Below are 24,461 nucleotides of genomic sequence, written 5' to 3'. Positions count from 1 at the left end.
TGATGATATTTAATTTTGTTTTTTCATGACTGCTTTGGGCGCTTTTTTATTCTTATTTGAATTCGTTTTTAAACCCAACTTCTGATTATCTGATAACGTGTGATTGTTTATTTTATTTTGTTTAAAATTTATTTGTTTTTGCACCTTTTGCTGCTCTTTTTCTACAGGTAGGTTATTCGTTTTATTCACACTATTTTGTACAGGTAAATTATGCTGAACAACTGCAGTATCAGACATCCATGATATAGCAGCGTCTTGTTTGGCTTTTACAGAATCAAGGCCATTATTTTTATATTCACTTTTAACAGCTACAACCTGATTGTTAAATCGAAGATCAATTGTTTTATAAGCATTCATGCTTGTACGGGTAAATATCTGTTGATAAAAAGCATAAAGATTATTAAACTTTTTTTCCAGACTATCAGCTGTACCAAAATTGATTAAATGACTGCCAACCATAGGCACCAGTTCAAATTCAGCATTTGATTGTATGTTGATTTGTTCAATTTGTGCCATCCAAAAACTATCGGCTTGTATAAAAGATGCCATCCGAACCATTTGCCGTAACAGCAAACTATCTGGTTTAGAAATTTTAGCTGACATACTGCCGGGATAACCAGTAAACACCGGTACACGAACCGCAAACTTATCACTTTGTGGTAAACGCATTGCTGCACTATCTATATAAAATGCATCTTCATTATTACCCAATACCATTGCAACAGGAGTTCGTTCTTTAATTTTTACGTGTAAAATATTTTTATTATCAAAATACAAGGCTGCATTTTTAACCCATGCATTCTTTTCAACCAGCATTTCAAAACTTTTTAAATAAATACTTTGGAGCGAATGCTGTGTAATTTTTCCATTCGTATTCAATAACGCTATAACATCTTTTTCATCTATAAAAGCATCCTCAAAATTTTTATCTAATTCAACACTTACGCCACTACACACCTGCTGGTTTTGCCTTTTAATGGCAGCTGACAATAAAACAATCATACCCACACCAAAAATTATCCAAAACAGATTGGCAATGCCTTTTCTGCTGAATAATTGTTTGAAACGAATATGAGTAAGTACGGCCATTTTTATTCTATTAGTTTTTCTTTTAAAGGTTCTATCATTTTATCAATATCTCCTGCACCGGCTGTTATCAGTAGCTCGGGCCGGTTCGTTGCTACCCAATGTATTAGTTCATCTTTCGATAGTAATAACACATTCGCACTATTCATTTTTTCTGTCAACAATGCAGCATCAACGCCAGGAATGGGTAATTCTCGTGCCGGATAAATTGGCAGTAGAATTACCTGATCTGCATTTTGTAAACTTTTTGCAAAAGCATCCGCAAAATCTTTTGTTCTACTGTATAAGTGTGGTTGAAAAACCAAGACCATTTTTTTATTTGGATAAAGACTGCGTACACCATGAATGAGTGCATCCAATTCAGCAGGATGATGTGCATAATCATCTATAAAAACATGTTGAGCTGTTTTTAAAATGAATTCAAATCTTCTTTTAACTCCTTTAAATGTGCTTATGCTTTCTTTGATTAAATGGTCGGCAATACCTAATTGTTTGGCTACGAGAATAGCAGCCAGGGCATTTTCAACATTATGCAAACCACCCATATTTAATTGAACGGATGTTAATTGCCAGTATTTTGCCTGAACCGTAAATACATAACCACCCTCCTGAATTTGAATTTGTGAAGCATGCACATCGGCGTCGGGAGTTGATAAAGCATAATTGTAGTGCACTACTGTTTTATTTAATTTGTCTGCACATGGTATTGTAGAATGATAAATTAAAGTTCCATCTTTTTTAATTTTTTTGGTAAAAGCAATAAAAGCCTCTTCTACTGCTTCAGCTGTACCATAAATATCTAAATGGTCTGGATCAATTGCAGTAACAATAGCAATATTGGGCAAAAGTTTTAAAAAGCTTCTATCATATTCATCGGCCTCTACCACTACTACATTATTTTCACTGCTCCAGAAATTAGATTGATAGTTAGTAGAAATACCACCTAAAAATGCATTACAACCATAGCCTGAATGTCTGAGAATGTGCGCAATCATGGTACTGGTAGTAGTTTTACCATGGGTACCACTAATACAAATATTAAAAGAATGAAGGGTAATCCATTGCAGCACATCGCTCCGTTTTACAATCAAATATTTTTTTTCGGCACAAAACACTAATTCTTTATTGTCTGCAGGTATTGCAGGTGTATATACCACCACATCTGTTTCAGCAGGAATAAGTTTGGTGTTTTCTTGATAATGTACAGCAATACCTTCAAGTTCTAATTGTTTCGTCAATGCGGTTTCGGTTCTGTCGTATCCACTTACATGTGCACCTTTAGCATGAAAATATCTTGCCAAAGCGCTCATGCCAATGCCGCCAATGCCAATAAAATAAACAGTCTGTATGTTTTTTAATTCAATCATTGAATCGTTTCTAAAATTTTTTCAGCAATCATATCTGCGGCATTCAACTTAGCCAGTGATGCAATATTTTTACTCAGTGTTTCCTGCAACGCCACATTTTGAATTAAATCAAGAATAGCAGGCACTAAGCCAGTATCAGCCTCATTGTCTTTTACCAAACGTGCAGCATTTTTTTGAACCAGATATTGTGCGTTAACGGTTTGATGATCTTCGGCTGCATATGGATAAGGTACAAATACAACAGGTTTCTTCACTACACACAACTCAGCAACAGACAGGGCTCCTGCTCTTGAAACCACCACATCGACAGCAGCATAAGCCATATTCATTTTTTCAATAAAAGCTTGAATACAAAATGAATTTGTTCCTTCTGACAAATGCTTATATTGTTGATAGGTATGTTGCCCAGTTTGCCAAATTAGCTGTAATCCATTGTCGGAAAACGATGCAATATTTTTTGCGATTGCATTATTAATACTTTTGGCACCAAGGCTTCCACCCAGAATTAAAATTGTTTTTTTGTTGTTCAATAACCCAAAATATTCCAGCGATTCATATTTTGAAATTTTGTTATTTATTATTTCCTCACGTACAGGATTACCTGAAATAATAATTTTTTCTTGAGGAAAATATTTTTGCATGTCCTCAAAAGCAACAAATACGTATTGTACTTTTTTTGCCAGAAGCTGATTAGATTTACCGGCTAAGGAATTACTTTCATGTATAAATGTTGGAATACCCTTACGCTGTGCTGTTCGCAATACCGGAAAACTGGAGTATCCACCTACACCAATCACAGCATCAGGTTTAAAATTGTTCAGTATTTGATTCACTTGCCAAAAACTTTTAATCAATTTAAAGGGCAAGGAAAAGTTTTTAAAGAGATTGGCTCTGTTATATCCGGCAATATCAATTCCATTAATTTTATAACCCGCCTGTGGTATTTTTTCCATTTCCATTTTTCCCTTCGCACCAACAAACAATAACGAAACAGCAGCTTTTTTTTCAAGTGCTTTTGCTATGGCCAATGCCGGAAAAATATGTCCGCCGGTTCCTCCTCCGGCAATCAAAATTTTAAGCATTCGTTATTAATTGTTGTATCATAATATTATACAATTTAGAATCAAGCGTTTTGTAATGGTACCTGAACTAACTTTTCATCTATATTTTGTTTCTCGTCTTCATTGGTTTTACCTTCTAACTGTTCAACATTTCTTGCTACACTTAGAATAATACCTATCGATGCGCAAGTAAATAAGAAAGAGCTTCCGCCCATACTAATTAAGGGTAGTGTAACGCCGGTAACGGGTACCATATTTACATTCACTGCCATATTTGCCATGGCCTGTATAACAAGGGTAAAGCTGAGTGCCAGCGCTAAAAATGCACCAAATGCATAAGGGCATCTTCTGAAAATACTGATACATCTGAATAAAAAAAGTAAGTAAATAAAAATAACAAACCCGCCTCCTAACAAGCCATACTCTTCAATAATGATGGCATAAATAAAATCATTATAAGCCTGCGGCAAATAATTCCGTTGTCTGCTATTACCAGGACCTAATCCCAATAAAACACCTCCATTGGCAATGGCAATTTTAGCCTGCTGTACCTGATAAGGTACTTCTGCATTGTTGGAATAAATAAAATCCTGTACCCTTTTTACCCAGGTAGATAACCGACCAAATGAATTGAGTTTTTCTATATTTTCTGTTTTATAGTTATTGCCGGGTTTTACCGGTTTGTAAGTAGTAATAGCAATGGTAATAATGATCATAACCGGAATGGAAGCCACCATCAATAATAAAAGAATGTGTTTAATACTTACACGGCCAATAAACATGAGTAATAAAGAAGTGGCACCTGTTAATAATGCATTTGACAAATTAGCAGGCATAATGAAAGCACAAACCAGAATAACCGGAATAACAATGGGGATAAACCCTTCTTTAAAATCTTTGATTACCCGTTGTTTTTTACTTAGCATTTTAGATAAATACATAAACAAAGCCAGCTTGGCAAAATCACTGGTTTGAAAAGTCATGTTAATAATGGGCAGTCTAATCCATCTGCTTCCATCATTAATTCGGGTACCAAATAATAAAGTATATAACAATAATGGAATGGAAACCAGAAACAATATTGTTGCTACTCTTGAAAAAATGGTATAATTAACTCTGTGCAAGAAATAAATAATCAGCATACCCATTACCATAAAAGCCAGTTGCTTAAATAAATAAATCTCATTATTGCCTTTATTCATTTTATAAGCAAGTGAACCGGTTGCACTATATACCACAAGTACTGATATTAAAGTCAGTAAAATAACGATACCCCATATGTATTTATCACCTCTTGTTTTTTGCAAGAGTTGTCCCTTCATACCTTCTATTGAAGATATTTGTGTAAAAAGTGTATCGCTATTTGCCTGACTCATTTTTTATAAATCTTTTACAGCAACTTTAAATTGATTACCCCTGTCTTCAAAATTTTTAAACAGGTCGAAGCTGGCACAGGCAGGGCTTAATAAGACAACATCACCCTTTGTTGCTAATTTAAAAGATTGTTCTACTGCATCTTTTGCGGAAGCTGTTTCGATGATTACCGGAACAACATTTTTAAAAGCAGTAACAATTTTTTTATTGTCGGTACCCATGCAAACAATTGCTTTTACCTTTTCTCTCACCAGGTCGGTAATCAGGCTATAATCGTTTCCTTTATCAATACCGCCCAGTATAAGAATAGTAGGCTTGTTCATACTCTCCAAAGCAAACCAGGTACTGTTTACATTGGTTGCCTTACTATCATTAATAAATTCAACACCGCGAACGGTTGCTACAAACTCCATTCGATGCGCAAGGCTTTGAAAATCATTCACCGCCTCTCTAATTTTTTCTTTTCTGATTCCTACTGTTGTTGCAGCAATACATGCAGCCATTGTGTTGTAAGTGTTATGCTTTCCTTTTAAAGCAAAATCATAAATGCTCATGCTTACGCGTTCTTCCTGAATGCGTAACATCATTTGATCTCCTTTTAGGTAAGCTCCGTTTTTAATTTCGTGTTTCATAGAGAATGATAAGGGGTTAGTATGAGTGATTGAAATTTTGTTTAATTCTTTTTTAATAACATCGTCATCATCGCAATAAATAAAATAATCATCGGTAGTTTGATTTTCAATAATCCTAAACTTACTGTTGACGTAGTTTTGAAAATTATATTCATATCTGTCTAAATGATCTTCTGTAATATTGAGCAGTACAGCAACATGTGGCTTAAAGGCAATAATATCATCTAATTGAAAAGAACTGATTTCGGCAACATACCATTGCTTAGGAGCTAATGCAACCTGTTTCGCAAATGAAATACCAATATTACCTACCATTGCACAATCCATTCCTGCCTTATCCAGAATATGATACATTAATGCTGTGGTAGTACTTTTGCCATTACTACCGGTTATTGCAATGATCTTGCTTTCGCCACAATACCGGTATGCCAATTCCACTTCACTGATAATGGGTATGCCTTTTTGTTTAACTTTTTTTATTATTTCATTTTTATCGGCTATTCCCGGACTTTTTACAACAATAGCTGCTTCCTCTATTTTATGAATTGAATGTAATTGCTCTTCAAACTCAATTCCAAATTGTTGCAACTCGAGTTTGTATTTTTCAGCAATTGTATTACCATCAGATACAAAGACTGAAAACCCTTTCTGCTTTGCAAGAATAGCAGCACCAACACCACTTTCGCCAGCACCTAATACTACTAACTTTCGATTAGCAGGGTTTTTAAAATCAATATGTTTAAATATATCTGGATGCATGGTATGATACTATCTAATTTTTAAGGTTACAATTGACAACAGCACACAAAAGATGGTTATAATCCAAAATCGTACAGCAATTTTACTTTCATGAAAACCTTTTTTCTGATAATGATGATGCAAAGGACTCATGAGAAAAATTCGCCTGCCTTCGCCAAACTTTTTCTTGGTGTATTTAAAATAAGCCACCTGAATAATTACACTTAATTCTTCAATTAAAAACACACCACAAAATATTGGTATCAATAATTCTTTCCGAACAATAATTGCCAATGAGGCAATAATTCCTCCTAACGCAAGGCTGCCGGTATCGCCCATGAAAACTTCTGCAGGATATGCATTGTACCATAAAAATCCAATACAGGCGCCAACAAATGCACCAACAAAAATGGAGAGTTCGCCCAAATTGGGGATATACATGATATTTAAATATTCAGCAAACTTTAAATTACCACTCACATAAACGAATATGCCCAATCCTGCACCAATAATGGCACTTACACCTGCTGCCAGTCCATCTAAACCGTCTGTTATATTTGCACCGTTCGAAACAGCAGCAATGATGAATGTTACAATTAATATATAAATAATCCAGGTATAAGCCTCGGCTCTGTTCCCCATCCAACTAATTAATTTACTATAATTAAATTCATGATTTTTGGTAAATGGAATGGTGGTGATGGGTGTTTTTACTTCAACAAATCTTCTGCTCTCGCCTTCAATATTTTTGGTAACAACATTAGAGCCTCTTGCTACAATTTCACCGGGATGCAACGATTTATTTACTTCTTTCGTAATAATTTCTCGTTCAACCGTTACATTACTATTAAAATATAAAGTGGCGCCAATAATAATACCCAAGCCAACCTGCCCAATAATTTTACTGACTCCGGCCAAACCATCACTGTTTTTCTTTTTGTATTGTTCACCCCGTTTACCTGCCAGCCTTCTTGCTTTAATTTTAAAATAATCATCTAAAAAACCAATTATTCCAAGCCATACTGTACAAAGCAACATGAGGCGTATGTAAACCTTACTTAAATCCGCAAATAATAAAGTTGGAATTATAATCGCCAATAAAATAATTATACCCCCCATAGTAGGAGTTCCCTTTTTCTGTTGCTCTCCTGCCAAACCCAAATCACGCACCGTTTCACCAATTTGTTTATCCTTCAAAAAAATAATTATCCTTTTACCATAAACTGTAGTAATAATTAACGATAATAATATAGCCATAGCTGCCCTGAAGGTGAGGTATTGAAATACACCTGCCCCCATTATGTTGAAGTGTTGTTTAAGCCAGCTAAATAATTCGTATAACATAGTTTATATTATTATCTATCACTTATAAATTCATTCAAACTTTGCAAACATTTCCCGCAATACTTGTTTATCATCGAATGGATATTTCACTCCGTTTATTTCCTGATATTTTTCGTGACCCTTTCCTGCTACAAGTATAATATCACCGGTATTTGCCATTTTAACGGCTTTTTCTATAGCCTGCCTTCTGTCGGGTATCGCAACATATTTTTTCTTTGCTGCAGTAGTCAATCCATTTTCCATATCAGCAAGAATATCCATTGGATTTTCGCTTCTGGGATTGTCGCTTGTAAAAATGGCCTTATTGCTTAAATCACATGCAGCCTGCGCCATAATGGGTCTTTTGGTTTTATCCCTATCACCACCGCAACCCACTACAGTTATGATTTGCTGAAAATTTTTTTTTAATTTTATCAGTGTAGTTAATACATTTTCTAAAGCATCTGGTGTATGCGCATAATCAACAATTCCTATAACCTGATTTTTACTTATAATGTAATCAAACCTTCCCTCTGCTCCGGTTATACCACTGAGAACAGTTAATGTTTTTTCGGAATCTTCTTTTAAACATAATGCAGTACCATATACAGCCAATAAATTGTATGCATTAAATTCACCAATAAGCCTGAAATGAACCTCTTGCTTATTGATAAGCATTTGTAAACCCGTTAAAGCATTATCTAAAATTTTTCCTTTAAAATCAGATGAGGCTTTTAAACTGTAATAGTATTTTACAGCTCTGGTGTTTTGCAACATTACTTCACCACGTTTATCATCTTTATTAGAAAGTGCAAAAGCATTTTCTGTTAAATTATCAAAAAAGCTTTTTTTAACCCGGATATATTCTTCAAATGTTTTGTGGTAATCTAAATGATCGAGTGTAATATTGGTAAATATTGCTCCTTTAAACTGAAGACCTGTTATTCTATGTTGATGAATAGCATGGCTGCTGCATTCCATAAACACATGCGAACAATTTTCGGTAACCATTCTTTGCAATAATGCATTCAAGCTGATGGCATCTGGTGTGGTATGTGTGGCAGGAATAATGTTTTGATTGATTTGATTTTGAACAGTACTAATCAAACCGCATGAATATCCTAAACCTGAAAAAAGTTTGTACAACAATGTAGCCACCGTTGTTTTTCCATTGGTACCTGTAACACCCACCAATATCATTTTTTCGGAAGGATAATCATAAAAATTATGTGCCATATAAGCCACGGCTTCATGGGTACTGTTTACTTTAATGTAAGTAATATTTTTTTCAAATTGCAGTGGTAAAACTTCAGCAATAATTGCAATAGCACCATTAACAATAGCCGCATCAATGAATAAATGACCATCTGCCTTTTCGCCCTTTATGGCAATAAAAACTGAATTTTGTTCTACTTTACGTGAATCAATATATAAACCGGATATCGCAATATCGGTATTGCCATACACTTCCTGTAAACGCACTTTATATAATATATCCTGCAATAACTTCATGTTGCTTAATTTAATGCTACCGTTAATATTTGTCCTTTGGAAATTGTTTCGCCCGGTATAATGGACTGATCTATTACTTTACCTACTCCTTTGGCATTTACTTTTAAACCCATATTACCGCACAAATACATTACATCTTTTAAACCCATACCCTTTAAAGAAGGCATTCGATAAAGCTGTATTTTTTTTGTATATACAATTGCATGACTTGGGGTGCCTGCAATACCGGCCCAATCATCTACAATAGAAACCGAATCGGTTGTTTTTATTTTCAATGATTTTGCAATATTCAATAAGTCAGTTTTATAACCAATATAATTAAAATGCGTACTATCGTTTTTAGCAACTGCAAACTGCGTACTGCTTTGTTTAACGTAAAGGGTATATAGTCTGTCTGCAATTTCTTTAAACACAACACCAGCCACTGCTGCACCATAAAAAACTTTTGCAAAAGGCTTATTTTTGATTACCACAATGCAGGTATACTGCGGGTTGTTGGCGGGGAAATAACCTGCAAATGAAGATTGATAAACTTTATCTGCATATCCTTTATTTGCATCTGCTACCAGAGCGGTACCGGTTTTACCTGCAACAGTATAGGGTGTATTTTTAAAAAGCTCTTTAGCAGTACCATTTGTACATACGCCTTCCAAACATGATTGAACTTGTTTTAAAGTAGTATTACTGCAAACTTTATCAATAAGTGTTACTGGTTCAATTTTCTTTAATACATTACCTTCTTCTACAATTGCGTTGACCAAATAGGGTTTCATCATTACACCGTTGTTGGCAATAGCATTGTATAATGTGAGTATTTGCAAGGGGGTAACCTCCACATTGTATCCAAATGCCATCCAAGGTAGTGTAGTAGCACTCCAACTTCTGCTTCCGGGTTTAATGATGGTAGAATTTCTTTCTCCAACCAAATCAATTCCGGTAGTTTCATCCAATCTAAAATCATGTAATTTTTTAATGAATGATCGTGGATTATTTTTATAGGCATCCAACGCCATTTCGGCCACCCCAACATTTGAACTTAGTTCAAATGCATGTTTTGCAGTAACTTCAAAATGTCCATGTTGTTCTGCATCATAAATGGTTCTATCGGCAATTTTTAATGTACCGCCATGCAGGTTTACAGTTTGACCTAATGTAATTTTTTTATCTTCTAATAAAGCCATTAATGTTGCCAGCTTAAAAGTTGATCCCGGCTCTGATGCATTGATTGCATAGTTATAATTTTCATAATAACTACCATCAGTACCTTTACCCAGGTTGGCCATTGCTTTAATTTTACCAGTAGCTGTTTCCATTACAATGGCGCAACCGTGTTGTGCATCGTTTTGTACCAACATTTTCATGAGTGCATTTTCGGTAATTTCCTGAATCAACACATCAATATTTGTAATTATATCTTTTCCGTTTATTGCTTCTGTTTCGTAACCGGCATCTACCGGAACTCCCACTCCACCTGCAATGTATCGAACAAGGCGGCTTCCTGATTTGCCACGTAGAATACTATCATAACTTAATTCCAATCCCACTTTAAATGAATCCCGATCTAAGCCAATGGTTCTAAAAGCCAGCATTTTATATGGATTGAGCCGTATACTTTTATCATCAGCAATAAATCCGCTTTTATTTTTTCCCAAACGAACCAATGGAAAGTTTTTTAGTGTTGTGTATTGCTGATAGGTAATACTTCTTTTTAATAGAAAATAACGAAACTTCTCTCTGTAACCTTTCAGTAAAATTCTTTTATAACCTGCGGCAGATTCATCTTTAAAAAGATTGGCGAGTGAAATGCTGAGCGAATCAATATTTTCTCTGAACCTTTTTCCATTTCTTTCACGTAATCCATCAGCGCCAAAATCTACATATATATCAAATTGCGGAATACTGGTACTTAACATTTCGCCATCCTCACTATAAATGGTACCTCGCTCTGCATCGGTTTCTACATAACGTTCATGCAAACTGTCGCTTAAACTTTGCCAGTATTTTCCCTGTACCTGCTGAATATAAACAGCTTTGGCAAATATGGTAATACCAACCGCTACAATTAAAATGTAGGTTAGGTATACTCTCCATAATATGTCGCGTTTTACATCCATTTTATACTATTTCTTTTTAGTATATAATTTAACGGGTAATTCTTTGTTAATCTGAATACCCATTGGTTCAACTTTTTTTAAAATTTCTGTTTCTTCAGTTTTAAACATCACTTCACTTTTCAGTGTTTTATATTGATATTGTAAATCTTTGATATCATTTTTTGTTTTACTGATATTTCGAATTGTTTTATCAGCAACATGGCCATTAGCGATATACAGAACTGCCAAAAAACTAATGAATAAAATAAAAAACAGATTATTGGTAATCCATTCAGAATTAAAAAGCCTTTGCAATGGCTTTCCGTTTTTATTTTCTGTTTTATTATTCGTATTCATGGTATTGAATCATGCTTTTATAATTTTTCAGCTACTCTTAGCTTGGCACTTCTGCTCCTTGAATTCATTTTTATTTCACTCTCAGAAGGCACAATTGGTTTTTTGGATATCAGTTCAAACTCCTGTTTTTTGGGCGTTGAAATGAAAGGGTTTTCATCTTCAACTGTTGTTCCTTTAAAATAATTTTTCACCAGCCTGTCTTCTAATGAATGGAAAGTAATAAAAGCCGCACGGCCACTGGTTTTTAATATAGTCGGCAATTGCAGTAATAAATCATTGAGTGCCCCCAATTCATCATTTACTTCTATTCGTAATGCTTGAAATACCTGAGCAAAATATTTATTAGGATTACCCTTTACCATCTCTGCCAAAGCTGCTTTAAACTGTGCAACATTGCTTACGGAGGTATGCTGACGGTATTGAACAATATGCTTGGCTAAAGTTTTAGCATTGGTAACCTCACCGTATTTTTCAAATAACTTGTGTAATTGGTGTTCAGAATAAGTAGCAATAATTTTTTCAGCAGTTAATTCAGAACGACCGTCCATACGCATATCTAAAGGCCCATCGAATCGTATTGAAAACCCCCTTGATGCTTCATTGAACTGATGACTGCTTACACCTAAATCGGCTAAAATACCATCTACCTGAAACACACCATGCAATTTTAAAAATCGTTGTATGTGTCTGAAATTTTCAGGAACAAATACCATACGAGCATCATGCGGAAAATTTTGAAAAGCATCTGCATCCTGATCAAAAGCAAATAACCTACCCTCCGCATTCAGGTGCTTTAAAATTGCAGCAGAATGTCCACCTCCTCCAAAAGTGCAATCAACATAAATGCCATTGGGCTGAATGGCCAGCATATCAATTGTTTCTGAAAGAAGTACTGGTATATGGTAAGTATTATTCATTGTAGCGCAATTAAAAATGTAAAACCATGATTATATACCACCTTCTAAACCCGACATTACTTCTTTGGCTAAATCGCTAAAAGCTTCCGGTGAAAAATCTTCAAAGAGCTGTTTGTATTTACCTGCATCCCAAATTTCAAAACGATCAATAGCTGCTGCTAATACAATATCTTTTTGCAATCCTGCATACTCCTTTAAAGATGCCGGCAATAACATACGGCCGGCGCTATCCAATTCTACTTCAGTAGCACCTCCTAAAAACTGGCGACGGAATTGACGTACTTTTGGATCAAAATCATTTAACCGATTAATCTTAGCAATAATGACTTCCCAGCTTTTAAAAGGATATAGTGTGAGGCATTTTTCAAAACCACGACTGAGGATAAAACGAGACTCCCCTTCCGGCAACTGCTTTTTCAAGCCACCGGGCAAAAGGAAGCGACCTTTCGCATCTACTGTAGCCTCATATTCGCCGTGAAATCCGTTCATTTTTAAAATTGTGGTTTAAAATTACCATTTATTTACACAAAATAACACTTTTTCCCACTTTAAATACAAATTTTGAGTACTTGTATTTATCCACAAAAAATAACAGAGCCAAATCCTTACCTGCATTAACTTTCAGCGATTTTTGATGAAAATTAAGGTGAATTCAATGTGAATTAGTGTGGATAAGCTGCAAAAATGCTGTGAATACAGGCGTTTACAAAACTTATTTTTGAAAATTTAAATGATAAAAACCACCCAAACAGTATTTGCCGAAATGGCTATACCTTGAGTAAAAAAGGATGAATGGATGCTTTATTGAACATTAATCTTTCAAAACACCAGTTATAAAATATTATGTTGTTATGCAGAAATCTATCAACCCACAACAAATTGCTATTCAGGAATACCAGTATGAATTACCGGAAAATGCCATTGCTAAATATCCGTTAGCCAAACGTGATGAAAGTAAATTATTAGTATACAAACAATCAACTATACATACCTCAACCTACCAGCATTTACCTGATTTTTTACCTGAAGATAGTATTTTGATTTTCAACAATACAAAGGTGGTAGAAGCGAGATTGTTATTCACTAAATCAACCGGCAGCACTATTGAAATATTTTGTTTAGAACCTTTTGATACGCACAAAGATATTACAATAGCCATGCAACAAACCGGTAATGTACAATGGAAATGCCTGATTGGTGGTGCAAAAAAATGGAAAGAAACCATATTGGAAAAAGTAATTACAATGCCTAACGGTACTCTATTGCTGCAAGCAGCAAAAAAAGAGGTATTAGACGAGGCAGGAACTTATTTGGTAGAATTTAATTGGAATGATGCAAATGTCAGCTTCGCTGAAATATTGCATTTTGCCGGTATTATACCATTACCCCCCTACTTGAACAGAGCAACGGAACAAGAAGATGCTATTCGGTATCAGACTATTTATGCTGAGAAAGATGGTTCGGTAGCAGCACCTACTGCAGGGCTTCATTTTACACCAGAATTAATGGATGCATTGAAACAAAAAGGAATACAAACCGATTATGTAACATTGCATGTTGGCGCCGGAACCTTTAAACCCGTGAAAGCTGCTTATTTAGCCGCACATGAAATGCATGCTGAGTTTATAGATGTTTCAAAACAGTTTATACAACATATACAAATGCAATTGAATTATCCAATTGTTGCAGTTGGCACCACTTCATTAAGAACCCTGGAATCACTTTATTGGATTGGTATAAAAATTCATCAGTATTATCAAAAAAACAAAACACTCAATTCTTTACAGGATATCACAGTAGAGCAATGGCTACCCTATCAACAACAGGAAAATGTTTCTATAGATCAGGCACTTAACTATATTCTACAATGGATGGATATTCAGGGTAAAGAAAGGCTCATTACAAAAACAAGTATCATCATTGTTCCAGGGTATGATTTTAAATTAGCAAAAGGTATTATTACTAATTTTCATCAACCACAATCTACTTTACTGTTATTAATTGCAGCGATGATTGGTGATGACTGGAAGCGTGTTTATGATTATGCACTGAACAATTCTTTCAGATTTTTAAGTTATGGTGATGGCAGTTTGCTTTGGAGGATTTAAGCAGTTACACCAACAGGCATTTCTATAGTAAAGGTTGTTCCCTTACCAAGGGTACTATCCACTCTTATTTTACCCTTGTGCGCATCAATTACGGTTTTAACATAACTCATGCCCAAGCCGAACCCTTTTACATTGTGCACATTACCGGTATGGGCCCTGTAAAATTTTTCGAAGACACGCTTCATGGTTTCCTTACTCATTCCAATACCATTGTCTTCTATCATAATAACAATATATTTATTGGTACTGTGTGTTGTAATTTTTATTTCAAGATTATCTTTTGAATATTTAATGGCATTATCAATCAGGTTCGATAATAAGTTGGAAAAATGAACTTCATCGGCCACCAGCATATCATTTTTTGCATTGAGTTGTAATACTACTTTGGCTTCTTTTTCCTTCAGTTGTAATTGATAATTTTCTACAATTTTACGTATCAGTTCATGCAAATGCAGTTGTATCTTTTTTAATTGCAGCTCCTGTTTTTCTGTAATAGCAGCCTGCAATATGGTTTCAACATGCTTATTCATTCTTTTATTTTCTTCTTTGATAATGCCACTGAAATAATTCAGCTTTTCTCTATCACTCTGCACTTTTTCATTTCTGATAGCATCAACCGCCAAGGATATGGTAGCCAATGGTGTTTTAAACTCATGCGTCATATTATTAATAAAATCACTCTTAATTTCGCTCAATTTTTTTTGATTTAAAAGTGTTCGCAGTGTAACAAAGAAAGCAGCAATAATTATAAGCATGAAAACTGCAGCACCGGCAATGATCCATTTCAGTGAATCCCAAACCTGTTTTTGAAAATCAGGAACAATGATAATTAAATTTTCATAAGGTCCAATCCCTTCTAAATCGCTGCCAGTTTCAGGTACCACCGGTACAAAAATTCTTCTGTTGTGTAATGTATCCCAGAATTCTTTTTCAAAGCCTGCTGATTTCATTTCTATTTCATCATTATTATTGGTAATGGCAAACTCAAAATTCAAATCTTTAATATTGGCTTTGTGAAATGCACTGCGTAATTTATGATCAACATCTTGTTGTGAAAATCGGTCGCTGATGGCAGGTGGTTTTATTAAACTTAAAAAATCATTGGCAATTCTAAAACCGGGTCGTTTTGGAAAACGAAGCGAAGGGGTATAATGCATACTCTTACTTAAATCAATAGCCACATTTACACAGGCTTCTTTTACATTTCGCTGTAACTGTTCCTGTCTTACTGCCAGTAAATTTTTTAACCAGGATGCTTGTAGAAGAAAAAGCCCGAAAAGGGAAAGAGATATCAAAACAACAATAAGCGGTAATGTTTTCTTCATCATGTATTTCAAATATAAAACCCTGACAAGAAATATGGAACAATCTGTTGGTTATTATCATGCTTTTAACTTATTTACCGGATATACCAGGTAAATAGAGTTTACTTAGAAAGTTAAATATGCATATCCGGAACATTAGCCGGGCAAACTAACCTGCCCAATGTTTTGGCTTTAATTTCTTCAACAGATACGCCCGGAGCCTTTTCTTTTAATAAAAAACCTTTGGGTGTAATTTCTAATACTGCTAAATCGGTTACAATTTTCTTCACGCATCGCAGTCCGGTAAGGGGCAAAGTACACGCAGGCAAGAGTTTGCTCTCACCTTTTGGATTGGTATGCATCATTGCTACAATAATATTTTTGGCACTGGCCACTAAGTCCATAGCGCCACCCATTCCTTTCACCATTTTACCCGGTATTTTCCAATTGGCAATATCTCCATTTTCACTCACCTCCATCGCACCTAATACAGTTAAATCTATCTTACCCGCCCGAATCATGCCAAAACTTTCTGCACTATCAAACAAAGCGGCACCTTTAATGAGTGTTACGGTTTCTTTTCCGGCATTAATTAAATCAGGATCTATTTCAGCTTCGGCAGGGTAAGGCCCCATTCCTAAAATGCCATTCTCTGATTGAAATATAACGGTGATGGATTGGGGTACATAATTGGCAACTAATGTTGGTATACCAATTCCTAAATTAACATACATGCCGTCTTGCAGTTCCTGCGCAATTCTTTTGGCAATTCCATATTTATCTAATGCCATAAAAAATGATTTAATGATGTTGAGAGAAATTTGAAAAAATATTTACTTCTCCATTCTTACTGTTCTTTTTTCAATTCTTTTTTGATAATGCCACCCCTGAAAAATCCTGTGTATATAAATGCCGGCAACATGTACCTCATCGGGATCTATTTCACCGGGTTGAACCAATTCTTCTACTTCTGCAATGGTAATATTACCGGCCTTTGCCATTGAAGTTGAAAAATTACGGGTTGTTTTTCTGAATACAAGATTTCCCATAGTATCTCCTTTCCAGGCTTTAACTATTGCAAAATCGGCATGCAGGGCTAACTCCATTAAATAGGGTTTATTATTAAAGTACCGTACTTCTTTACCAATTGCTACTTCTGTACCAAAACCTGCTGGTGTATAAAAGGCAGGAATGCCCATGGCGGCCATTTGTATTCTTGTGGCAAGTGTACCTTGTGGAATTAAATCAACTTCTAATTCTCCTTCCAATAATTGCCTTTCGAACTCTGCATTCTCGCCTACATAACTGCTAATCATTTTTTTTATCTGTTTTTTTTGCAGCAGAAGGCCTAAACCAAAATCATCTACTCCTGCATTATTGGAAATACAGGTTAAATTTTGAATACCCTTTTGTACAAGGGCAGCAATACTATTTTCAGGAATACCATTTAAGCCAAAACCACCCAACATAATGGTGGCACCTTCATGAATATCTTTGATGGCTTCTTGTGCATTTAAAACAACCTTATTCATACCTTACCATTTAAAATATGTATTGCAGCAATGCATGCATCATTCAAAAAAAACGAACATCTGCTTAGATGGTATGATGCATTTGATTATAACCGTTCTTATGCAAGATAAGGCAAATAATTAAGCCATAAAACGTAATGTTCTATAAAAAATTAATCTGTGCCTATTTATGAGTAGGTTGGGTATCAACAGATTTAAGTGTAACTCTTCTACCATATGCAGAAAGTGAGTCCACTAGTTTTTTCATTTTATCAGGATGTTGTTCATAATATGAGAGGCTATGATAAAAACTGCTTTTGGTAATATGATGCCAATAGAAAACCTGTTCAAATTGTTTACGGTCGTCTCTAATTTTTTTAAAAACGGTATCCTGCCCGGCTTTCATATTATTCCATTCATTTACATTCAGCAAATCCCACATTACCACTTTCATGGTATCAAAATTCAGTACAGGCATTTCTGATTTATGGCTATTACAGGCCATCAGGTAAATTATTAAACAAATTATCATTAATATCTTCTTCATTTTATCTATTCATGCAGGTGTTTGGCAAAATTTTATAAGCTTTAGTTATTTTATTTTTTATCAATACATTTTAAATTATATTATTGTAATTGTTCTTTATATTTTGTTGCATTTCCAACATCTAAATTGGTAAAAACATCCAGCGCTTTTAGTTTGTCATCGGAATTTGCTTTTACAAAAAGGCCAATTAATTCCTGCACTTTTGTTTGCATAAAAAATTGAACAAACATGGTATTGGGATGTTCTCTGTTAAATGACTGTAATAAATTCAAAGCCTGTAAAATTCCGGAGCGTGCCTGCAATTCATTATCATACATATTATCAAGTCCCAATCGGTAATAATCATAAATTACAGTATGAATAATATTGTTGGCATTGTTGGTTAAATTATCTACCAGCCAATATCTGTTTCTCAATCCATCAAATGCACGCCATCCGCTAATACTGGCATCTTCAGGTGCATTGTTTACTATATTTTGTGCTTTTAAAAAATAGGGTTGTCCTGCTTTGGGAGCAAATGAATCATAATCCAATCCAATGATTACATAGGCATAATAAGCCAGCACAGCAGTTAAGTTAGCTACCAAAGGGTCATTGCCCTGTACTCTGCTATCATTAAATTCTATGGGTTGAAATTCTATGTACTTGAATGTTATATCCTGATCTTGAAAATTTACCAATGCTGCCTGATAGGTACTATTGTATACAGGCCTTGCTGCCTGAATAATCAATGATGCACTAAATACATTGGTTTGTGGCATTGATTCAATATTGAATAAAAAACTGCAAACAATTTTTTCAGCAGGATTAAATTGATCATCTGTCCACTTCCTGCTATTTAAAAAATTGGTTAATTGCGATTGAAGTGTATTGAATATTTTTTTATCGATGGTAGTATTTACCCTGCTTGCATTAATGGTTACTTTGGCCTGTAATTCCTGTGCCGTAATGCCAGTACTTAAACCCAAGCAAAGCAATAAAAATATGATAAATATGCTACGCATCTAATTCTTCACTTATGTATAAAACAATGTCTTTTGCCAGTTCTGTTTTAGACTTTAATGCCATCTTTTCTGTTCTGCCATTTTTTGAAATAATGGTAATTTGATTGGTGTCATATCCAAAACCGGCTTGTGCATCATTGAGTGAATTTAGTACAATACTATCAATTTTTTTTACATTTAATTTTTCTAAGGAATTTTTAAGTTCTTGCTCTGTTTCTAAGGCAAAACCCATAATGTATTGATGCGCAGTTTTCTGCTTTCCGAGCAATGCAAGGATATCAATAGTTTTAACCAATGGAAGAAGCCATTCCGATTCGTTTTTACCCTTTTTAATTTTTTGAGTTTCTTTTTTTAGTGGTGTATAATCTGCCACAGCTGCATTCATGATAATAATTTGTGCTTGCCGCGCTTCTATCATGCACTGTTCCAACAATTCATTGGCAGTAGTAATATGAACCAACTTAATTTCTTTGAATGAAGAATACAATGCAGTGGGGCCGGTTATTAAAACAACGTTGGCACCTTCCAGATAACAGGCTTCAGCTATGGCGAAACCCATTTTTCCGGAAGAATGATTTCCAATAAATCGAACAGGGTCTATTGGTTCATATGTAGGACCAGCAGTTACCAGAACAGTTTTGTTTTTTAATAATGTACCTCTAAAAAACTGACTAATTAAAAAGTTTACAATGGTTTCAGGTTCAGCCATTCGGCCCTCACCTACTAAGCCACTGGCCAACTCACCATTTTCAATAGGAATAAAATGAACACCATCTGATGCTGCATGCTGAATATTTCGTTTTGTAGCAGGATGTAACCACATGTCTTCGTCCATAGCAGGAGCCGCTACAACCGGACAAGTAGCAGAAAGATAAACGGCCATCAATAAATTATCGCATATTCCGTTGGCAATTTTTGCAAGACTGTTTGCACTGAGTGGTGCAATTAAAAATACATCGGCCCAACGGCCTAACGCCACATGGTTTGCCCAGGTTGACGATTCGGTTAAATTTTCTAATACCGCATTTTTACTGAGTGTTTCTAATACCAACGGACTCACAAAATTTTTTGCAGATGCAGTCATAATAACCTTTACTTCTGCACCGGATTTTACCAGCAACCGAACCAAATAAATTACTTTATAGGCAGCAATACTACCGGTAATACCTATTAATATTTTTTTCCCTTTCAACATGGTATTTTAATTAAACTGCAAATAACAAAAAAGGCAGTATATATACTGCCCTTTTATCAATTTTAATACATTTTGTTGCTTTATCTGAATAAATCGTTATCGTTATTTAAACGGTAGTAAATTTTTCCTTCCATAAATTCATTTAAAGCAAGAATTGCCGGATTGGGCATTTTCTCGTAGGCACGAGAAATCTCTATTTGTTCTTTATTTTCATGAATTTCTTCCAGACTGTCGGTATGGCTAGCAAATTCATCTAATTTATTATGCAACTCTTCCCGAATGGTAATGTTAATTTGATTGGCCCTTCTGGCAACAATTGCAATAGACTCATAAAGATTACCGGTGATATCTTTAATATCTTTCAAACTTTTAGGTTCAACAGAGCTAGGTATATTAGCGCTGAGCTGTCTTCTTAGTTTGCTCATTTTGTAGGTTTTTAATTAAATTATTTGTTTCTGTATTAATTTTTGTAATTTCTGTAGTGTATTTACTTCCCTGAAAACGATCCAAAAAATCTGAACAATCGGCTTTTACTTTTTCAAATCTTTCCAATTGTTTATCAGGATAACTCATTTCGGCATATTTAAAATATGAACGTACTGACTGATATTTATATAAATCACCATTTTTTGAATCGGGATAATTATCTAAAACTCCTGAAAATGTTATAGCAGCCGCCTTAAAATAACCTAAATTATAATAGAGCTGGGCATTTAAGAAATCTTTTGTTTCTAATTTTTCCCGACATAAATCAATAATATTATTTGCTTCTTTTATTTTAGATGAACCGGGATGCATGTTAATGAATGCCTGCATTAAACCAATTGCCTTATTGGTATTTGTTTGATCTAATTCCGGTTTGGGCGATTGCTTATAATAAGTATATGCCCGCATGTACTCACACTCTTCGCTTTTTGCACTGGAAGGAAACGTTTCAGTGAATGTTTTAAAATAATTTTCAGCGTTCAAATAATCTTTTTGATAATAATAACAATAAGCCAGTTTGTAGTACATGTCTTCATACCGATCAGTTCCTTTTACATAAGGGAACAAATCTTCAAAGAGCTGCTGAGCAAAATTATATTTTTTATTTACATAATATTGTTCGGCCATTTTGAATTTATAGTCAATATCCTTACTCTTTAAAATCTGCGAGAATCGGTGACTTTTTTGAAACTTCACTCCTTTTCTGGAACAAGCAGCAAATCCCAAAATTATTAATGAAAACAATACAAGTTTCTTCATACAAGTTTGCGAAGGTAAATAATTTTGGCAATATAAATACGCAGCTTTAAAACATACGTTAATATTCTTGAAAAGTACCCCAATTTACAGGAAAATGAAGCTATTATGGATAGGCAAGGTAAAAACCTTCTCTTTATCTAAACATAAAAAAGCCCCAAAATTGGGGCTTTTTTAAAAATATGCTGATTAATTATTTAGTTTCTGCTTCTCAAGTTCGGATGTGGAGCAGGTACTGTATTAGGACCTTCTTCGGTTGTGCCTTGCAAATCAATGGTATTAGCATCACCGGAACCACCATCGTAAGAGAAAATGAATCTGCTTTCAGAAATACCTTGTTTATCAACTAAGTATTTAATTACAGCATTTACTCTTTCCCATGCCATTTGCTGAGCTGCTTTGCTGGCAGCGGGGTGACCAATTACTTTTACTTTACAATCTGGGTTTGCTTTAATGCTTGCGGCGGCAGCATCTAATAATTGCATTGCTTCTTTGGTTAATTTATCACCTCTTTTAAATTGTATGCTGGGTAAGCTACTGATGTTACAAACCGGTGCTTTTTGCATGTTTGCAATCATATCTCTTAACTCTTTGCAACAAGCTGGTTCAGGACAAGTACCAACACCATCTGCATTTACCGGGAAACAACTTTGTGGTGTTAAAATTTCTTTATCTCTGTAGTCAGGAACGCCATCACCATCAGTATCTTTTGCTCTACCATGGCTATCAACAGGTGCACCGGCTGGTGTATTGGGTTCTAAGTCGAATTGATCAGTTACACCATCACCATCTGCATCAGGCAATACAACCTTTGGCATTTTCATATGCTTGGGGCTATTCAGCTCATTGTACTCATAATTGTAAGGGTTAATCCACCATAAGGGTTGTACTCTTTTGGCAGTTTTACCTAAGTTAATGTTTAAATGAGCAGTTGAGAAGCTGTATTGGTCTCCTGAATTACCTACTTTGTTACCATCTAAATAATCATTACCGAACATGGGAACAGTGAATCTTTGTTCAATTCCGATATTTACACGGTTACTGATTTTATAAGATACACCACCACCATAGCTTAAGCCATGCATTAAAGCCCAGGTATGTCTGCCATTTACAGCAGGTGCATCATTGGGAAAATTAGAGGTACCAATTAAATTAGTTTGTGGATAATACAAGTTATGCAGTGAACCACCCTGGTTGGTCATTACTCTGGTATAAATTAAAGAATAACCTCCAAAAACATAAACATCCCATTTTGGATTGCCTCTGTAATGACTCATAGAATTTAAAGACGCGATGGCATCAATAGAACCCATGTGGGTATAGTTTTTAGCCCATACGGTAGTTTTACTGCTGGGAATAGAAACAATGGAACCATTGTAAGCACCTCTAATCGAGAATACATGACTGATGGATTTACGAAGAGAAATTCCACCTACAATACCACCATTGTATCCGCCAGCTAAAATGGCCCGGTCACCTAAAATGAAAGAACTACCGGCACTTAAACCTAACTCCCACTGATCGCGGGGTTTAGCCGGGTAAGGGTATTGGTTGTTTAGAAACTCATTGTACTGAGGTATCCTTTTAGTAGGAACTTTAGAACTGTCTTTCCAGTCCCAACCCCAATCAGTTGATGTTTGCGCAAATCCAATGCTCTGAAACAGAACAAACATTGCTGCAAATAACGAAATGTACTTTTTGCTTGCCATAGCTTATGTTTAATGTTGATGATAAAATTCCCGACAAAAGTATTATAATCGGAATGAACAATCAAATTTTATATTATGTTTTTACAGAACTGCCTAAAAAGACAGTTTATTTCTGAAAAACGTTGCATCTGCAAAATTATTGTAAGTTATGGCTAATTAACACACTATATTATTCTGCTGCACATAATTATTATATTGCACCACTATACAAAAAGCTATGAAATTAGCCCTTCAGGTAATAAAAGACGAGTTGGATGAATTTGAAAAGCACTTTAAAGAGGCTGTACAAAGCAGGGTACCGCTGTTAGATCGGATTATGCAATATATTGTTAAAAGAAAAGGAAAGCAATTGCGGCCTATGTTTGTTTTACTCAGCGCCAAACTAGGGGCACCGGTAAATAAAAGTACATATAGGGCTGCTTCTTTGGTAGAATTATTGCATACGGCCACTTTGGTTCATGATGATGTGGTGGATGAATCAATGGAAAGACGTGGTTTTTTTTCCATCAATGCCTTATGGAAAAATAAAGTTGCCGTTTTAGTAGGCGATTACCTTTTATCAAAAGGTTTATTGCTTTCGCTGAGCAATCATGATTTTGGCGTTTTACAAATTATGTCAGAGGCAGTTAAACAAATGAGTGAAGGCGAATTGCTGCAAATGGAAAAATCGCGAAACCTGAATATAAATGAGGCCATTTATTTTAACATTATTAAAGGAAAAACTGCCTCATTATTAGCCTCTGCCTGTGCCGCAGGTGCCTCTACCACATTCAATAATCCGGAGCAAATTGAACAAATGCGTTTGTTTGGCGAAAAAGTAGGCATGGCGTTCCAAATAAAAGACGACCTTTTTGATTATGGCACTTATAATATAGGCAAACCTACCGGCAATGATATAAAAGAAAAAAAATTAACCTTACCACTCATTTATACCTTGAATAATATACCTATAAAGGAAAGGAAAGCTTTGATGTACATACTGAAAAACGAAAATAAAAACAAGGTAAAAGTGCAACAGGTGATTCAAGAAGTCATGAAACACGGCGGTATTCAATACACCATTGAAATCATGAATCAATACAGGGATGAAGCTTTAAAAATTTTACACCAATTTCCTGAATCAGAAGTACGCAGTGCATTAGAAGAATTGGTTCGTTTTACTACAGACAGAAAATATTAGTACCTCACTTATTTTTTACCTAACGTGTTGTGCTATTAAAATCAGTTTTCGTTTGAAACTCATTGCCTAATGGTGTTTCAGTAAACTATGTATAACTAATTGATATTGAGCAAAGTTTATTGAAACCTATGCCCAGTAAGATTTTCAGGGCGTAATAGCACAACACGTTTTTTACCTAATCATTTTCAGAAACATCAGCAT

22 protein-coding genes are annotated in these 24,461 nt (G+C 35.0%); 2 read left to right on the top strand and 20 right to left on the bottom strand.

Features of this window, described 5'->3' with window-relative positions:
• Positions 1-9: 9 nt before the first annotated feature.
• Genes AC3QLY_RS09380 through mraZ form a run of 11 tightly spaced genes read right to left on the bottom strand, consistent with a single transcriptional unit; the run spans position 10 to position 12,949 of the window.
• A complete protein-coding gene (locus AC3QLY_RS09380; RefSeq protein WP_074420709.1) occupies positions 10-1,089 on the bottom strand; it encodes a cell division protein FtsQ/DivIB in 1,080 nt (359 codons plus the stop codon).
• 2 nt (positions 1,090-1,091) lie between these two features.
• On the bottom strand, positions 1,092-2,453 hold the full coding sequence (gene murC / locus AC3QLY_RS09375) for a UDP-N-acetylmuramate--L-alanine ligase (RefSeq protein ID WP_074420708.1): 1,362 nt from the start codon (positions 2,451-2,453) through the stop codon (positions 1,092-1,094).
• The gene (gene murG / locus AC3QLY_RS09370; RefSeq protein ID WP_074417865.1) at positions 2,450-3,535 is read right to left on the bottom strand and encodes an undecaprenyldiphospho-muramoylpentapeptide beta-N-acetylglucosaminyltransferase; all 1,086 of its coding nucleotides are present in this window, start codon (positions 3,533-3,535) and stop codon (positions 2,450-2,452) included. Before murG ends, murC begins: the two co-directional genes overlap by 4 nt.
• A gap of 41 nt (positions 3,536-3,576) precedes the next feature.
• Positions 3,577-4,890, bottom strand: coding sequence for an FtsW/RodA/SpoVE family cell cycle protein (locus tag AC3QLY_RS09365; protein WP_081299039.1), 1,314 nt, complete (start codon positions 4,888-4,890; stop codon positions 3,577-3,579).
• 3 nt (positions 4,891-4,893) lie between these two features.
• The gene (gene murD / locus AC3QLY_RS09360; RefSeq protein ID WP_074417866.1) at positions 4,894-6,279 is read right to left on the bottom strand and encodes a UDP-N-acetylmuramoyl-L-alanine--D-glutamate ligase; all 1,386 of its coding nucleotides are present in this window, start codon (positions 6,277-6,279) and stop codon (positions 4,894-4,896) included.
• A 9-nt stretch (positions 6,280-6,288) separates the two neighbouring features.
• Positions 6,289-7,602 carry a phospho-N-acetylmuramoyl-pentapeptide-transferase gene (gene mraY, locus AC3QLY_RS09355; protein ID WP_074417867.1) on the bottom strand — a complete coding sequence of 438 codons (1,314 nt, stop codon included), beginning with the start codon at positions 7,600-7,602 and terminating at the stop codon, positions 6,289-6,291.
• A 30-nt stretch (positions 7,603-7,632) separates the two neighbouring features.
• Positions 7,633-9,093: a UDP-N-acetylmuramoyl-L-alanyl-D-glutamate--2,6-diaminopimelate ligase gene (locus AC3QLY_RS09350; protein WP_074417868.1), complete on the bottom strand. Its 1,461-nt coding sequence runs from the start codon at positions 9,091-9,093 to the stop codon at positions 7,633-7,635.
• A 5-nt stretch (positions 9,094-9,098) separates the two neighbouring features.
• Positions 9,099-11,207: a penicillin-binding protein gene (locus AC3QLY_RS09345; protein WP_074420707.1), complete on the bottom strand. Its 2,109-nt coding sequence runs from the start codon at positions 11,205-11,207 to the stop codon at positions 9,099-9,101.
• 6 nt (positions 11,208-11,213) lie between these two features.
• Positions 11,214-11,543, bottom strand: a complete 330-nt coding sequence (locus AC3QLY_RS09340; RefSeq protein WP_074420706.1) for an FtsL-like putative cell division protein — start codon at positions 11,541-11,543, stop codon at positions 11,214-11,216.
• A gap of 17 nt (positions 11,544-11,560) precedes the next feature.
• The gene (rsmH, locus tag AC3QLY_RS09335; protein ID WP_074420705.1) at positions 11,561-12,460 is read right to left on the bottom strand and encodes a 16S rRNA (cytosine(1402)-N(4))-methyltransferase RsmH; all 900 of its coding nucleotides are present in this window, start codon (positions 12,458-12,460) and stop codon (positions 11,561-11,563) included.
• A 30-nt stretch (positions 12,461-12,490) separates the two neighbouring features.
• Positions 12,491-12,949, bottom strand: coding sequence for a division/cell wall cluster transcriptional repressor MraZ (gene mraZ, locus AC3QLY_RS09330; RefSeq protein ID WP_074417871.1), 459 nt, complete (start codon positions 12,947-12,949; stop codon positions 12,491-12,493).
• A 362-nt stretch (positions 12,950-13,311) separates the two neighbouring features.
• On the opposite strand from mraZ, the gene AC3QLY_RS09325 reads away from it, so the two are divergent.
• Positions 13,312-14,568: an S-adenosylmethionine:tRNA ribosyltransferase-isomerase gene (locus AC3QLY_RS09325; protein WP_074417872.1), complete on the top strand. Its 1,257-nt coding sequence runs from the start codon at positions 13,312-13,314 to the stop codon at positions 14,566-14,568.
• Here AC3QLY_RS09325 and AC3QLY_RS09320 read toward each other — a convergent pair.
• The 9 genes from AC3QLY_RS09320 to AC3QLY_RS09280 all read right to left on the bottom strand — a co-directional run bounded on the left by AC3QLY_RS09320 (position 14,565) and on the right by AC3QLY_RS09280 (position 23,080).
• Entirely contained in the window at positions 14,565-15,896 is a 1,332-nt protein-coding gene (locus AC3QLY_RS09320; RefSeq protein ID WP_228733102.1) for a sensor histidine kinase, read from the bottom strand. The genes AC3QLY_RS09325 and AC3QLY_RS09320 overlap by 4 nt on opposite strands.
• Positions 15,897-16,006: 110 nt before the next feature.
• A complete protein-coding gene (locus AC3QLY_RS09315) occupies positions 16,007-16,663 on the bottom strand; it encodes a CoA transferase subunit B (RefSeq protein WP_074417873.1) in 657 nt (218 codons plus the stop codon).
• A 42-nt stretch (positions 16,664-16,705) separates the two neighbouring features.
• The gene (locus tag AC3QLY_RS09310; RefSeq protein ID WP_074417874.1) at positions 16,706-17,404 is read right to left on the bottom strand and encodes a CoA transferase subunit A; all 699 of its coding nucleotides are present in this window, start codon (positions 17,402-17,404) and stop codon (positions 16,706-16,708) included.
• A 163-nt stretch (positions 17,405-17,567) separates the two neighbouring features.
• Positions 17,568-17,888 (bottom strand): DUF4296 domain-containing protein, encoded by a 321-nt coding sequence (locus AC3QLY_RS09305; protein WP_074417875.1) that lies wholly within the window; start codon positions 17,886-17,888, stop codon positions 17,568-17,570.
• Between the two features lie 122 nt (positions 17,889-18,010).
• Positions 18,011-18,934, bottom strand: a complete 924-nt coding sequence (porD, locus tag AC3QLY_RS09300; RefSeq protein WP_074417876.1) for a type IX secretion system protein PorD — start codon at positions 18,932-18,934, stop codon at positions 18,011-18,013.
• Positions 18,927-20,129, bottom strand: coding sequence for a bifunctional phosphopantothenoylcysteine decarboxylase/phosphopantothenate--cysteine ligase CoaBC (gene coaBC / locus AC3QLY_RS09295; RefSeq protein WP_074419970.1), 1,203 nt, complete (start codon positions 20,127-20,129; stop codon positions 18,927-18,929). The genes porD and coaBC overlap by 8 nt, the downstream gene beginning before the upstream one ends.
• 80 nt (positions 20,130-20,209) lie before the next feature.
• Positions 20,210-20,554 carry a DNA-directed RNA polymerase subunit omega gene (locus AC3QLY_RS09290; RefSeq protein WP_068247057.1) on the bottom strand — a complete coding sequence of 115 codons (345 nt, stop codon included), beginning with the start codon at positions 20,552-20,554 and terminating at the stop codon, positions 20,210-20,212.
• Complete coding sequence (locus AC3QLY_RS09285) at positions 20,523-21,374, bottom strand: outer membrane protein assembly factor BamD (RefSeq protein ID WP_074419969.1); 852 nt, start codon at positions 21,372-21,374, stop codon at positions 20,523-20,525. Before AC3QLY_RS09285 ends, AC3QLY_RS09290 begins: the two co-directional genes overlap by 32 nt.
• 194 nt (positions 21,375-21,568) lie before the next feature.
• Entirely contained in the window at positions 21,569-23,080 is a 1,512-nt protein-coding gene (locus AC3QLY_RS09280) for an OmpA family protein (RefSeq protein ID WP_074417879.1), read from the bottom strand.
• 217 nt (positions 23,081-23,297) lie between these two features.
• Between AC3QLY_RS09280 and AC3QLY_RS09275 the strand changes: the two genes are divergently transcribed.
• On the top strand, positions 23,298-24,260 hold the full coding sequence (locus AC3QLY_RS09275; protein ID WP_074417880.1) for a polyprenyl synthetase family protein: 963 nt from the start codon (positions 23,298-23,300) through the stop codon (positions 24,258-24,260).
• The last annotated feature ends 201 nt before the right edge of the window (positions 24,261-24,461 follow it).

The organism is Hydrotalea sp. GW822-HT8A01 (genome assembly GCF_058798575.1).
This window is presented reverse-complemented; position numbering and strand designations above follow the sequence as displayed.